15 protein-coding genes are annotated in these 13,175 nt (G+C 62.7%); 6 read left to right on the top strand and 9 right to left on the bottom strand.

The window, feature by feature from the left end:
• Positions 1-2: 2 nt before the first annotated feature.
• The 6 genes from proB (at position 3) to gpmI (ending at position 5,778) form a co-directional block, all read left to right on the top strand.
• Entirely contained in the window at positions 3-1,124 is a 1,122-nt protein-coding gene (gene proB / locus GS_RS16115) for a glutamate 5-kinase (protein WP_010943830.1), read from the top strand.
• Between the two features lie 271 nt (positions 1,125-1,395).
• Positions 1,396-2,652 carry a glutamate-5-semialdehyde dehydrogenase gene (locus GS_RS16110; protein WP_010943829.1) on the top strand — a complete coding sequence of 419 codons (1,257 nt, stop codon included), beginning with the start codon at positions 1,396-1,398 and terminating at the stop codon, positions 2,650-2,652.
• Positions 2,653-2,683: 31 nt separating this feature from the next.
• Positions 2,684-3,334, top strand: a complete 651-nt coding sequence (nadD, locus tag GS_RS16105; protein WP_010943828.1) for a nicotinate-nucleotide adenylyltransferase — start codon at positions 2,684-2,686, stop codon at positions 3,332-3,334.
• Positions 3,324-3,719 carry a ribosome silencing factor gene (rsfS, locus tag GS_RS16100; RefSeq protein WP_010943827.1) on the top strand — a complete coding sequence of 132 codons (396 nt, stop codon included), beginning with the start codon at positions 3,324-3,326 and terminating at the stop codon, positions 3,717-3,719. Before nadD ends, rsfS begins: the two co-directional genes overlap by 11 nt.
• 37 nt (positions 3,720-3,756) lie before the next feature.
• Positions 3,757-4,218 carry a 23S rRNA (pseudouridine(1915)-N(3))-methyltransferase RlmH gene (locus GS_RS16095; RefSeq protein WP_010943826.1) on the top strand — a complete coding sequence of 154 codons (462 nt, stop codon included), beginning with the start codon at positions 3,757-3,759 and terminating at the stop codon, positions 4,216-4,218.
• Between the two features lie 18 nt (positions 4,219-4,236).
• On the top strand, positions 4,237-5,778 hold the full coding sequence (gpmI, locus tag GS_RS16090; protein ID WP_010943825.1) for a 2,3-bisphosphoglycerate-independent phosphoglycerate mutase: 1,542 nt from the start codon (positions 4,237-4,239) through the stop codon (positions 5,776-5,778).
• A gap of 93 nt (positions 5,779-5,871) precedes the next feature.
• On the opposite strand, the gene GS_RS16085 is transcribed toward gpmI, so the two are convergent.
• The 9 genes from GS_RS16085 to GS_RS16045 form a co-directional block, all read right to left on the bottom strand.
• Positions 5,872-6,291 carry a TraR/DksA family transcriptional regulator gene (locus GS_RS16085; protein WP_010943824.1) on the bottom strand — a complete coding sequence of 140 codons (420 nt, stop codon included), beginning with the start codon at positions 6,289-6,291 and terminating at the stop codon, positions 5,872-5,874.
• 191 nt (positions 6,292-6,482) lie between these two features.
• Positions 6,483-7,826 (bottom strand): 30S ribosomal protein S12 methylthiotransferase RimO, encoded by a 1,344-nt coding sequence (gene rimO / locus GS_RS16080; RefSeq protein WP_010943823.1) that lies wholly within the window; start codon positions 7,824-7,826, stop codon positions 6,483-6,485.
• 12 nt (positions 7,827-7,838) lie between these two features.
• The gene (locus GS_RS16075; protein ID WP_010943822.1) at positions 7,839-8,324 is read right to left on the bottom strand and encodes a YajQ family cyclic di-GMP-binding protein; all 486 of its coding nucleotides are present in this window, start codon (positions 8,322-8,324) and stop codon (positions 7,839-7,841) included.
• Positions 8,325-8,344: 20 nt separating this feature from the next.
• Complete coding sequence (locus GS_RS16070) at positions 8,345-9,073, bottom strand: LolA family protein (RefSeq protein ID WP_010943821.1); 729 nt, start codon at positions 9,071-9,073, stop codon at positions 8,345-8,347.
• Between the two features lie 91 nt (positions 9,074-9,164).
• A complete protein-coding gene (locus tag GS_RS16065) occupies positions 9,165-9,977 on the bottom strand; it encodes a LolA family protein (RefSeq protein ID WP_010943820.1) in 813 nt (270 codons plus the stop codon).
• Between the two features lie 39 nt (positions 9,978-10,016).
• Positions 10,017-10,505 carry a chemotaxis protein CheD gene (locus GS_RS16060; RefSeq protein ID WP_010943819.1) on the bottom strand — a complete coding sequence of 163 codons (489 nt, stop codon included), beginning with the start codon at positions 10,503-10,505 and terminating at the stop codon, positions 10,017-10,019.
• Complete coding sequence (locus tag GS_RS16055) at positions 10,502-11,116, bottom strand: chemotaxis protein CheC (protein ID WP_010943818.1); 615 nt, start codon at positions 11,114-11,116, stop codon at positions 10,502-10,504. The genes GS_RS16060 and GS_RS16055 overlap by 4 nt, the downstream gene beginning before the upstream one ends.
• Positions 11,113-12,798 (bottom strand): chemotaxis protein CheA, encoded by a 1,686-nt coding sequence (locus tag GS_RS16050; RefSeq protein ID WP_010943817.1) that lies wholly within the window; start codon positions 12,796-12,798, stop codon positions 11,113-11,115. The genes GS_RS16055 and GS_RS16050 overlap by 4 nt, the downstream gene beginning before the upstream one ends.
• A gap of 2 nt (positions 12,799-12,800) precedes the next feature.
• Positions 12,801-13,166, bottom strand: coding sequence for a response regulator (locus GS_RS16045; RefSeq protein ID WP_010943816.1), 366 nt, complete (start codon positions 13,164-13,166; stop codon positions 12,801-12,803).
• Positions 13,167-13,175: the final 9 nt, after the last annotated feature.

Here is a 13,175-nt window from a genome sequence, read left to right as displayed (position 1 = left end):
CTATGCGTAGCGGAATCCTCTCCAAGGTCAAGCGGATCGTCATCAAGATCGGCAGTGGGGTCCTCACCTGTGGGGACAACGGGCTCAACAAGCCCCTCATGGGCAGCATCGCCGCCCAGGTGGCCGAGCTGCGCGCCAGCGGCCGCCAGGTGATCATCGTCTCCTCGGGCGCCGTTGCCGCGGGGCGGAAAGAGCTCGGCATCGACGGCAGACCCCGGAGCATTCCCCAGAAGCAGGCGGCGGCGGCCATCGGCCAGTCGCGCCTCATGCACGCCTACGAGGAGGCCTTCGAGCCCTTCGGCCACAAGGTGGCGCAGATCCTTCTGACCCGCGACGACCTGGCCCACCGGGGACGGTTTCTCAACGCCCGGGCTACCCTTGATACCCTCCTCTCCTTCGGGGTGATCCCGATCATCAACGAAAACGACACTGTGGTCTTCGACGAGATCAAGTTCGGCGACAACGACAGCCTCTCCGCCCTGGTCACCAACCTGGCCGAGGCCAATCTGCTGGTGATCCTGACCGACATCGACGGTTTCTACGAGGCGAATCCCCGTACCAACCCCGACGCGCGGCTCATTCCCCTGGTTCGGCAGATCACCCGGGAGATGGAACGGGCTGCCGGCGGCAGCGGTTCCACCGTCGGCACGGGCGGGATGGTAACCAAGCTGGCTGCGGCCAAGAAGGCCGGCCAGTTCGGGGTGCCGACGCTCATGCTCAACGGCAGGAATCCGTCCCTGCTGGCCGAAGCCTTTGCCGGCCGCGAGGTGGGGACCCTGTTCCTCCCCGGCAAGGAGAGCCTCAACCGGCGCAAGCACTGGATTGCCCATACTCTGAGGCCGTCGGGGAAAATCATCGTGGACGACGGCGCCCGCACGGTCCTTGCCCGCCAGGGGAAAAGCCTGCTACCGTCGGGGGTGGTCCGGGTCGAGGGGAAGTTCGACCGGGGCGCCTGCGTCCGGGTCTGCGGCACCGACGGCACTGAGATCGCCCGGGGGCTCGTAGACTATTCCCATGACGAGATCACCCGCATCCTCGGTCATCGAAGTGGCGAGATCGAGGCCATCCTCGGCTACAAGTACGGGGACGAGATCATCCACCGGGACAATCTTGTGGTGCTGTAGCCCCCTTTTGTCACAGTTCATCCAAACGTCCCGTAAGGGGGCCGGGGGCTTTCCCGGAGAAAAAACTCCCGCAAAAAGTGGGGAGCCTGTTCGATGGGAAATCGGCTCAATGATCTGTTCAAGCTCATCAGAGTTATGAAGGTGACGCTTTGGGTTTTTCGGAGGGGGAGCCGCCGGCCCTCTTCCCACAGAGCCGAACCAAAGGTGACAACGTAGAAATTAGTGTCCTGCCACAGCATCAACAGCTGAATCCGCAAGGGAGGGGTTTGACATGTCGATCGCCGAAAAGATTCGAAACATCGCCGCCGACGCCCGCCAGGCCGCAATAGCCATGGCGAAGCTTTCCGCCTCCGCCAAGAACGAGCTTCTCCTGGCCATGGCCGGTTCTCTGGTCAGGAACACCGTCCAGCTCATTGAGGAAAACCGGAAGGACCTGGAAGCGGGCGAGGCCAAGGGGCTTTCGACCGCCATGCTCGACCGGCTCATGCTCAACGAGGCCCGAATCAAGGCCATGGCCGACGGCCTACGTGAGGTGGCGGCTCTCTCCGACCCGGTGGGGGAGGTGACGCGGATGTGGACCCGCCCTAACGGCCTCCGTGTGGGCAAGATGCGGATTCCCTTGGGGGTCATCGGGATAATCTACGAGGCGCGCCCCAACGTCACCGCCGATGCCGCGGCTCTCTGCCTCAAGAGCGGCAACAGCGTCATTCTGCGGGGCGGCTCCGAAGCGATCCATTCCAATCTGGCTATCGCCCGCATCCTCGGGGAAGAACTGAAGCGGGCGGGCATCCCCGCTGCGGCCTTGTCGGTCGTTCCCTTCCCCGAGCGCGAGGGGGTTCTGGAGATGCTCAAGCAGGAGGAGTTCATCGACCTGATCATCCCGCGGGGAGGCGAAAGTCTGATCCGTTTCGTGGTCGAGAACTCGCGCATCCCGGTCATCAAGCACTACAAGGGGGTCTGCCACGTTTTCGTGGACGCGGATGCCGATTTCGACATGGCGGAAAAGATCATCGTCAACGGCAAGGTCCAGCGGCCCGGGGTCTGCAATGCCCTGGAGACGCTCCTGGTCCACAAGGATATTGCGGAGACCTTTATCCCCCGTATTGCCGAGACCCTCATCGAGCTGAAGGTGGAGCTGAGGGGCGACGACTGCGTCCGCCAGTTTGTGCCCCAGGCCACAAAGGCCACCGAGGACGACTGGCATGCCGAATACCTGGAGCTGATCCTCGCGGTCCGGGTGGTGGACGACCTGGACGAGGCCGTGGCCCACATCAACCGTTACGGCTCGCTCCACACCGAGGCCATCGTCACCCGCGACTATCACAATGCCCAGCGCTTCATCCGGGAGGTGAACTCCAGCACTGTGCTGGTCAATGCCTCCACCCGATTTGCCGATGGCAACCAACTGGGGCTCGGTGCCGAGATCGGCATCTCCACCACCAAGCTCCACTCCTTCGGCCCCATGGGACTGGAGGATCTGACAACGACCAAGTTCATCGTCTATGGCGATGGACAGGTGAGGCCGTGAGCGGGGGCAGGGACCCGGAGGCCGGCAAGGGATGAAAACGGGCATTCTCGGCGGCACGTTCAACCCGGTGCACGTGGCTCACCTCCGCATCGCGGAGGAGGTGCGGGACACCTTTGCCCTGGACCGGGTTCTGTTCATTCCGGCAGCGTCCCCGCCCCACAAGGCCATGGAGGGGGAAGTCCCCTTTGAGACGCGCTGCGCCATGGTGCGGCTCGCCACGGCGGACAACCACGCCTTTGCCGTGTCGGACATGGAGGGGGGGCGACCGGGTAAGTCCTATTCCGTCGACACGATCCGGGCTCTCAAAGAGGAGTATCCGGGGGACGAATTTTTTTTCATCATCGGCAGCGACTCGTTCCTCGACATTGGCTCCTGGTACGACTACGAGGCGATCTTCGCCTCCTGCAACCTGGTGGTGGCGGCCCGCCCCGGAGCCGAAGCGGCGGACCTGCTCGCGGCGCTGCCGGTTGCCATAACAGCGCAATTCTGCTATTATCCCGCGGAAAAACGGCTCGCCCATCGCTCGGGATATTCGGTCTACTGGCTGGCCGGCGTCCCCCTCGACATCTCGTCCCGTTCCATCCGCGGACTCGCTCGCCTCGGCAGGTCGATCAGGTACTTGGTCCCGGAGGCGGTGGAGCGCTACATCAACGAACAAAGGATCTATGCCCATGACGGATAAACTCACGCTCACTCCCCTCGAGCGCGCGCTCCAGTGCGCCCGCTTCGCCCTCGACAAGAAGGCCCTTGATGTGAAGGTCCTCGAGATCGGCCGGATATCGTCCATTGCCGACTATCTGGTGCTTGCCACGGGCCGTTCGGACAAGCAGGCCCAGGCCATTGCCGATTCGGTCAAGAAGGGGCTCAAGAAGTACGGCAAGGTCATCGATATGGAGGGGCTGCGGGAAGGGAACTGGATCGTGATCGACTACGGTGACGTGATCGTCCACATCTTCCGGGAGGAACTGCGCTCCTACTACGACCTGGACGGCCTCTGGTCCGCTGCCGGGCAGGTGGCGATTCCCGCGGAGTACCTGTGGGAAGGGAAGGAAGGGGGAGGGGAGTGATCCTCGCCCTCTCCGTGCCGGCCGGGGTCGGAGCGCCGTGAAACTGCGCGTGCTCTGGGTCGGCAAGACCCAGGAGGAGTGGGTTCGGCGCGGCATTGACGAATATGCCGGCCGGGTGAGACGCTATGCTCCCCTGGAGATCGGCGAGGCGCGGGATGAAAAGGGCGCTGCGGCCGAGGCCATGCGCGCTCGGGAGTGTGAGCGGCTCGACAAGCTCGTTCCCCGCACCTCACGCCTGATCCTTCTGGATGAGCGGGGCGATCAGCTCACTTCGCCGGAATTCGCCGCCTACATCTCCCGTTGCCGGGACACGGCGGTACCCGAACTGGCCTTCGCCATCGGCGGGGCCTACGGCTTTGCCGACGAGTTCAGGCGCCGGGCCGACCGGGTCATCGCCCTGTCGCGGATGACCTTTACCCACCAGATGGTCCGGGTGGTGCTGCTGGAGCAGATCTACCGGGCTTTCACCATCATCGGCAACGAACCCTATCATCACTAATCCTGTCACGGAGGAGCAATGCCCAGACCGCTCGTGCTCATGATCCTCGACGGGTGGGGGATCAATCCCGACCCTTCCAATAATGCCGTGGCCATTGGCCGGACCCCGGCCATGGACCGCCTCATGGCCGAGTACCCCTCGGTGGAGATGGAGACGTCGGGCATGGCTGTGGGGCTTCCCGACGGCCAAATGGGGAACTCGGAGGTGGGCCACCTGAACATCGGCGCCGGCCGTGTGGTCTACCAGGACCTGACCCGCATCACCAAATCGATCGACGACGGCGACTTCTTCACCAATCCGGTGCTTCTCGACTGCATGGCCCGCGTCAAGGCTGCCGGCGGCAGGCTGCACCTGGGCGGGCTCCTCTCCGACGGGGGAGTCCACTCCCATAACACGCACCTCTATGCCCTCATTGAGTTGGCCCGGCGTCAGGGGGTGAAGGACGTGTTCGTTCATGCCTTCCTCGACGGCCGCGACACCCCGCCCAGCAGCGGTGCGGGCTACCTGGCCGAGCTGGAGGCGGAGATCGGCCGGATCGGCTTCGGCAGGGTCGCCACGGTCATGGGGCGCTACTGGGCCATGGACCGGGATAATCGCTGGGAGCGGGTGGAGCGGGCCTATAACACCATTGTCAAGGGTGAGGGGGCGCACCGTCCGGACTCGGCTGCGGCCATCGAGGCGAGTTACAGTGCCGGTGTCACTGACGAGTTCGTTGAGCCGGCCGTCATCGCCCCTAACGGCAGCCCACTCGGACTTCTCGCCGACGGGGACGGCTTTATCTGCTTCAATTTCCGTTCGGACCGGGCCCGTGAGATCACCCGGGCACTCACGGACCCCGCCTTCGCCGGCTTCGATCGTTCACCGTGGCCCCGCCTCGCCTCCTATGTCTGCCTTACTGAGTACGATGCCACCTTTCCGCTCCCCGTGGCCTACCCCCCCGAAAGCCTCGCCAACATCCTGGGCCAGGTGGTGAGCCGGGCCGGGCTCCGGCAGCTGCGGATCGCCGAGACCGAAAAGTATGCCCACGTCACGTTCTTCTTCAACGGCGGCGTGGAAGAGCCGTTTCCCGGCGAGGAGCGGATCCTGATCCCCTCTCCCAAGGAAGTGGCCACCTACGACCAGAAGCCGGAAATGAGCGCCCCGCTCGTGACCGATGCGCTGCTGAAGCGGATCGACGAGGGAGTAGACGATGTGGTGGTGGTCAATTTCGCCAATGCCGACATGGTGGGACACACCGGCATCCTTGATGCCGCCGTGCGCGCCATCGAGACGGTTGACGAGTGCGTGGGCCGGGTGGCGGCAACGGTGCTGGAAAAGGGGGGGGCACTGATCATAACTGCCGACCACGGCAACGCCGAGATGATGGTGGACGAGACCGGCGGTCCCCACACCGCCCATACCAACGAACGGGTACCACTCATCCTGGTGGACGATTCCCGGAAAGGGGCACGACTGCGGCCCGGGACCCTAGCCGACATCGCGCCGACCATGCTTGGGTTACTGGGGATTCCGCAGCCGCCGGAGATGACGGGGAAAAGCTTGCTGGTCGCTACCGAGTGATGGTTGTGGCGGTATTTTGACTCCCAGGTCAGAGGCGACAAAAAAGGGCGCTGTCGGCAGCGCCCTTTTTCTCTCGGTCCGCTCGAGAGGCTGTCAGGCCTCTTCTTCTTCGCCGAAGGCGATCTCGCGATACGCCCGCTCTTCCTCGAAACGGCGGGTCTGGGCCTGGATCTTTTCGATGTCCGACTGGCACTTGACGCAGTAGCGTGCAAAAGGCATGACCTTGAGGCGTCCCAGGGGGATTTCTTCCTCGCACTCCTCGCAGATGCCGTATTCTCCGTCCTCGATCTTCAAGAGGGCCTCATCGATTTTGCGCAGCTTGTCCCGCTCCCGGTCACTCAGAAGCAGTCCCAGCTCCCGGTCGCGCTCGCTGGACGCCTGGTCGTAGATGTCGCCCGTGGGCTCGCCCCCTGCATTCTCGGAGCCGCTACGCATCGCCTTGTGTATCTCCTGAAGGGTCTCATCCTTGAGTTTGACGAGAAGAGCCTTCATTTCCTCAGATTTTTCAATCATTTACTATCTCCCTCTGCTGATTTTCCGGCCTCAAGAGCCACGAAATGATACCGAAAACTTTTTTGAAGTCAAGCAAAAAGCGGGCCTGAATGCCGATCAGCCTTTGCCGGTGAGTATACGGGGAAATGCCGAGTGAGCGGTGCTGGACGCGGGCCGGTCAGATGTCATCCGCCGGCCCGCGGGAGGCAGGGTCAGGAGATGATCTCGCCGATGAGATCGTAGTCGGAGGAATCGGTAATCCGAAGACGTACGATGTCACCCACGTTGGCGTTGCCGGCGGTGATGTAGACCTGGCCGTCGATGTCGGGCGCCTGGCGGGAGGAGCGTCCCTTCAGGAGGAGCTCTGTCTCCTCGCTGTATCCTTCCACGATGACCTGTTCTTCCGTGTCGATGAGCCGGCGGTTCCGCTTGAAAGATACCCGAGCCTGGGCCTTCATAAGCTTTTTGTAGCGCTCGCGCTTCACCCGCTCGGAGACCTGGTCGGGCATCTCCGCGGCCGGGGTCCCTTCTTCGCGTGAATAGCAGAACACGCCGAGACGGTCGAACTGGGCTTCTTCCACGAAATGGAGGAGCGTGCGGAAGTCCTCTTCCGTTTCACCGGGGAAGCCGACGATGAGGGAGGTGCGGAGCGCGATGTCCGGGATCTCCTCCCGCAGCCTGGCCACGAGCTCCCGGATCTGGGGCTCGGTGCTGCGGCGGTTCATCCGCTTCAGGATCGGGTCGCTGATGTGCTGGATGGGCAGGTCCAGGTATTTGCAGACTTTTGGTTCGTTCTTGATGGTCTGGATCAGGCCGTCGGTAATACCGTCGGGGTAGGCATAGAGGAGTCTGATCCAGGCGAGGCCGTCAATGGCGGCCAGTTCGCGGATGAGGGTCTCCAGGGAGGGTGCGCCGGGCAGGTCGCGGCCGTAGGTGGTGATGTCCTGGGCAATCAGGTTGATCTCCCGCGCCCCGCCGGCCACGAGGGAGCGGGCCTCAGCGAGGACGCTCTCCAGAGGACGGGAGCGGAAGGCTCCCCGCAGAGACGGGATCACGCAGTAGGAGCAGCAGTTGGAGCATCCCTCGGCGATTTTCAGGTAGGCGGTGTAGGCCGGGGAGGAGTTGAGGCGCGTGAGGCTTTCGTCGAATACGAAGTTTGGGTCGCCGATATAGCGCAGCTGCTCCGGCCGCGAACTCTTCTCCTCGATGATCTCCGCGATGCGGGGATAGTCGCCGGTGCCCACGAAGATGTCCACCTCGGGCAGTTCCCTGGCCAGCTCTTCCTGGTAGCGCTGGGGGAGGCACCCGGTCACAATGAGGAGCCGGCAGCGGCCGTCCTGTTTCCGGTCGGCCAGGTCGAGGATCGTGTCGATGCTCTCCTGTTTCGCCTCTTTGATGAAGGAACAGGTGTTGACGATGATAATGTCCGCCTCGCGCTCATCGGTGGTGATCTCGTAGCGGTCCTTTGCCAGGCGGCCGAGCATTACCTCTGCATCCACCAGATTTTTGGGGCAGCCAAGGCTGACCATGCTGACTTTTTCTTTTGCGTTACTCACTGAATCCCCTCGTTAGTCCCTGAAATTGACGAACTGGAGTTCCACCCCCAGATCCTTTCCCTTGAGAAGCTTGATGACATCCTGGAGGTCGTCGCGGTTTTTGCCGGTCACCCGCACCTGGTCATCCTGGATTTGCGCCTGAACCTTGAGCTTGGACTCCTTGACGACGGCAATGATGTCCTTTCCCTTCTCCTTGGAGATACCCTGCTGGATATCGACCGCCTGCCGCACCATGCCGCCGGATGCCGGTTCCACATTACCGTACTGGAGCGATTTGATGGATATTCCCCGCTTGATGCACTTGGACTGGAGAATGTCGACCACTGCCTTGAGCTTGTAGTCATCGTCGGCCAACAGCTTGATGGCGTCCTTTTCCAGCTTGATCTCGCACTTGCTTCCCTTGAAATCGTAGCGCTGTGAAATCTCTTTCACGGTCTGGTTCACCGCGTTGTCGACCTCCTGCATTTCCACCTTCGAGACGATGTCGAATGAGGGCATAGTTTCCTCCCTGAATAATGTTATTTGACTCCCGGTGCCTGGATTACCTCAACGCCGGCAGGAGCCTTGAATGTAAAGAGAGAACCGGCCAGCCCACGGTTCACCCGTATTTTCGAGAATTCGAAGGACGTGCGGCTCCCCATCTGGTCAACCACAACAGATGAAACGATGGGAAAGGGTACCGTGGCTTTGCCCGCCCGTTGGTACTCTTCGACCGCCTTGGCCGAAACGGTGAGCTGGAGCCGGGCAAAGGCCTGGCCCTGTTTTTTGGGCACCAGGTCCAGGACGTGGTTCCCTTTGGCGTCGCGTCCGTTGCCCGCAAAGCTTACGGCGAAGTCGCGCGATATCTGGCCTATGCCGGTCAGGTAGGAAAGGGCGACCCCCCCGCCGCCCGCAAAGAGGGCAGAGGCATCCATGGTCATGACCTGCCGGTTCTCGGGCAGATAGTACCAGACGGTCTTGCCGTTGGAGACGATCTGCTGGGACGGTTTGACGTAGTTGAAGCGAAAGAGCGCCCGGTCGCCGGCACCTTTGCGGATGAACAGCTCGCCGGAGCCGGTCTGGGACCGCTTGACCGCCGCCATTTCGGTCCGTTGGGTGAAGGATGCCTGCAGGTCCTTGAGGGAAGCGTATCCCTGTTCCAAAGTGGCTACCACGTCGGCCAGGGGGGCTGACGGCGCCGCCGTGGCGGCACCTGTCCCCAGAAGCAGGGTGACGGCAAACAGCAATAGTATGCGCGGCAGAGTCATGTTCCGGTCCTCGTTCTGTTCAAAGGATGACGCGATTGAAAAGGGCGAGGCGGCATATGTCACGCCGCCCTCGCCTGAGCCAGATTCGGGGTCAGCGCCGCTGGGGCGGTTGAACCACCTGAACTCCCGGCGGGATGGCGAAGGTGAAGAGCGACTCGCTCAAGAGGATGTTCGTCCGGGCGTTGCTGAATTCGATGATCGTGGTGTTTCCCTGGTGGTCCACCACGGTGGTGGAAAGGATGGGAAACGTCCACTCCTGGCGGCCGAGGGATGCAATGCTGTCGGCAATCCTCCTGCCGCTGCGGACATAGTTTGCCACCGCCTCGCCGTTGACCGCCATGTAGAGCCTGGCGATGGTTGCCGTTGCCCGGCGCGGCGTCAGTTCCAACACGTAATTGCCCCCGATGTCCCTCCCCTGGGGTGAGAAGACGACGAGAAAATCTTTGGATATCCGGCCGAGCCCCTGGAGGAAGTTGGACGCCTGGTTGCGCTCAGGGTCGAAGGTGTAGGGGTTGAAGACCGGCGAAACATCGCTCACGATTACCTGGCGGTTTTCGGGGAGGTAGGTCCAGAGGGTCCGGCCGTTGCTGACGATCTCGTGTCTCAGGGGGCGGAAGTAATCGAACCGGAACATGAGCGGTTCCCGGCTCGTGGCGGGCCTGAAGAACATCTGGCCGTCGGCCCGCATCTCGCGGTTCTGGGCCGCCAGGGTCGAGCGCTGGAAAAAGTCGGCCGTCACCGAAACGAGGGGGGGCATTCCCGAAGTCCGGTTTGGCCTGAATGTTTTTTCCACGGTGTCGATCACGTCCTGAAGCCCGACATTCACCGGGCCTGGCGCGGCCATGACCGTCAATGGAAGCAGGGCGACCGCCATGATCGCCGCCAGGAGTCTGAGCCCCTTCATATCACCTCTCCGTTGCCCGCCGGCGTCCGGACCGTGCGATCACATGCGCTTGATGGGACGCTGCAGCGCCCGCACCGTGATGACTCCTGTTACCGTATTGAATTCCAGGCTCCGGCCGTAATCGTCGCCGGTGTCCGATGCCACCAGAGGAATGCCGCGCCGCTCGAGAGCCTCTTTGGCCGCCGTCACGTTACGCTCGCCGATGCCACTGTGGGTGGTGCGGTGTTGTGGTTCGAACATGGTCGCGCCGCCGGCCAATTTTGCCACAAGACGTTCAGCGACGCAACCGCATTTAATGAGCTCTTCAACCATCAGGTCAACCGCCCAACAGGTGAATTTTGCTGATTTAACCATGGAGTCCATCCCCCGGACCGGAGCGGGGAGGAGGGTGTGGGCGAGCCCGCCGGTGAGCGCGACCGGATCGTGGAGTGCAATGCCGACGCAGGAGCCGAGGCCGTAGGTCATGAGGATCGTCGGGGCCGATGCAATCTTGAATTCCGATATGCCGACGCTGACGATCCGGCTCAAAGTTTTACTCCGATGGCGTCAAGGATGATCCTGAGAGATTCGGGGTCGGGGAGCAGGAAGAACTGACCGCCGATTTTCTCCTCTTCGCCGAAAAATTCGGTTTCCACCATGAGAGCCAGGTCGCCTACTTCGCCCAGTTCGATCAGGACGTAATCGATGACCGCACCTGCCATGTCGAAGGAAAGGACCGGAACCGAAGGAATCAGGGTCTTGCGCATAAGAGCGCCCAGGGCGTTGAGGTAGGCCGAGGCCAGGATGTTCCCCACTTCCTTGAGCGCCGAGATCTCTAGCTCTGTGAGGAGGGACCCTTCGCTCTTTTCACGGGGGAGAAGCCGTGAAAGGAGCTTGAGGGCGCTCTCCCGGGGCAGGACGATGAGGATGTTGCCCCGGGCGTCGCCGAGCATCTGGAGATAAATTCCGACAACGATCCGCTCGGCTCCGCCGAACGCTTCGGGAACCTCGGTGATCTTCATGAGGTGGACCTTCGGCACCTGGAGGGTTATCCCCTTGCCGATCAGCTGGGAAAGGGCAGTGGCTGCGTGAGCCACACCGATGTTGCTTACTTCCTTGAGGGCGTCCAGGTGCTCCTCGGTCAATGCATCGAATTTCATGCGGTCGTTCCCCCTTTGTGCGCACCGTCAGGGTGCATGAAAACGCGGCGCCGGCTGGTGGCCCCGTCGACAAGATTGGGGAGGTCGAGGATGAAGATGACCCGACCGTCTCCCAGTATAGCTCCTCCCGCAAGCCCCCTGGCACGGTTGAGCGGCGTGCCGAGCGGCTTGGTGAATACCTCTGCCTGTCCGAAAAAACGGTCCACGGCAAACCCCATTGTGCGTCCTGCAACGTCGGCCGTCAGAACGGGCGAGAAATCCCCGCCGGCAGTCGGGCCGGTCCCCACGAGCAGGCCCAGGTCAACCAGCGGGAGGGTTTCCCCGCCCAGATCAAAAACAGCCCGCCCATCTTCGATGCGCTGGAGCCGCCGGTCCAGCTCGACGGTCCGGCGGACGGCGTTGACGGGAACCGCCATGGTCAGCGGGCCGCAGCCCACCAGGAGCACCTGGATGATCGCCACGCTCAGGGGGAGCCGAAGGGTGATCCTGCTTCCCCGGCCTCGCTCGGACTGGATGGACAGGCTGCCACCCGCCCGACTTACAGCGGCTTGCACCGCATCCATCCCCACCCCTCTTCCGGATACCTCGGTGACGCTCCTGGCCGTGGAAAAGCCCGGCCTGCAGACGAGCATCAACGCCTCCTGCCGGCTGAGCGTCGCCGCCTCTTCCGGGGTGATGATTCCCTTGGCAAGGGCGGCGTTGACGAGAGCTGCCGGATCCATGCCCCGCCCGTCATCCGTCACTGTCACGTCCAGATGGTCTTTTTCCCTGCGAACCGACAGGACGATCCGACCCCCCGCTCCCTTTCCGGCCGCACTCCGTTCCTCCGGCGACTCGATGCCGTGATCGACGGCATTGCGCAGGGCATGGAGCAGAGGGTCGGGGAGAATTTCCAGAATGCCGCGATCCAGTTCCTGATCCTTGCCGTCGATGGCCAGCGTCGCCTCTTTCCCGCTACGGCGAGCCAGATCCCGCACCATGCGGGGGAAACGGTCGCAGATGGTGCCGAAGGGCATCATTCTGGCCGACATGACCTCGCGCTGCAGGTCGCGGACCAGTTTCGACAGTTCGGCCGCCGCATCCCGCAGTGGTTCGGATTCGAGTCCCGCCGCCAGTTCCATGATCCGGTTCTTGCCGGTGACCAGTTCGCCGGTTATGTTGACAAATCGGTCAAGAAGCTCTGACCGGATCCGGACGGTTCGCGCCCCGTCGCTTTCGTCGCGACGTGCCGGTTCCGGCTGGTCGGATGGCTGCGGGGAGGGGGATGTCTCTGCATCGGCTGGAGCCGCCGGGGCTGCGGCCTCCTGCCCGGCAACCAGGGCGAGTCTGGCGCAGAGGTCTGTCGCGTCGAGGGAGCCGTTCCCGCCGCCGGTCACGTCTTCCACCATTCGTCCCAACTGGTCCGCGCAGGCCAGCAGCAGGTCGGCGATGTCCCGGCCAAAGGGAATCCGGCCCTTGCGGACGCGGTCCATCAGGTCTTCCATGCGGTGGGAAAGGTCGGCTATGCCGTCATATCCCATGGAGCCCGCCATGCCTTTGATGGAGTGGGCGGTGCGGAAGAGCGAGTCGAGGCGTTCGCCGTTGGCCGGGTCCTTTTCCAGGGCCAGTACCTCTTCGCCCAGGCGCTCCAGGTGTTCCCGGGCCTCGGCAACGAAGAGGTCCCGGTACTGGGACATGTCCATGTCTAGCCCTCGGTCACCTGCTTCATCACATCCTTGACCCGCTCCGGATTGAACGGTTTGAGGATGAAGTCTTTCGCGCCCACGCTCCGGGCTTTGTCCACAAGGCTCTCCTGGCCGACCGCGCTGCAAATGACCACGCGGGCCTTGGGATCGATGGCCATGATTTCACGCAGGGCTTCAATACCGTTTTTCACGGGCATGATGATGTCGAGGGTGACGACGTCGGGGCGCACGTCACGGAATGTTACCACTGCCTCCGCGCCGTCCGAAGCCTCGGCGACCACTTCGTACCCCGCATCCTCGAGTATGCCCCGCAGCATGTTGCGCATGAACAGAGCGTCATCCACTATCATTACTCTTTTGGCCATGAGCCCTCC

The sequence above is a fragment of the Geobacter sulfurreducens PCA genome, from assembly GCF_000007985.2.
GTDB lineage: Bacteria > Desulfobacterota > Desulfuromonadia > Geobacterales > Geobacteraceae > Geobacter > Geobacter sulfurreducens.
This window is presented reverse-complemented; position numbering and strand designations above follow the sequence as displayed.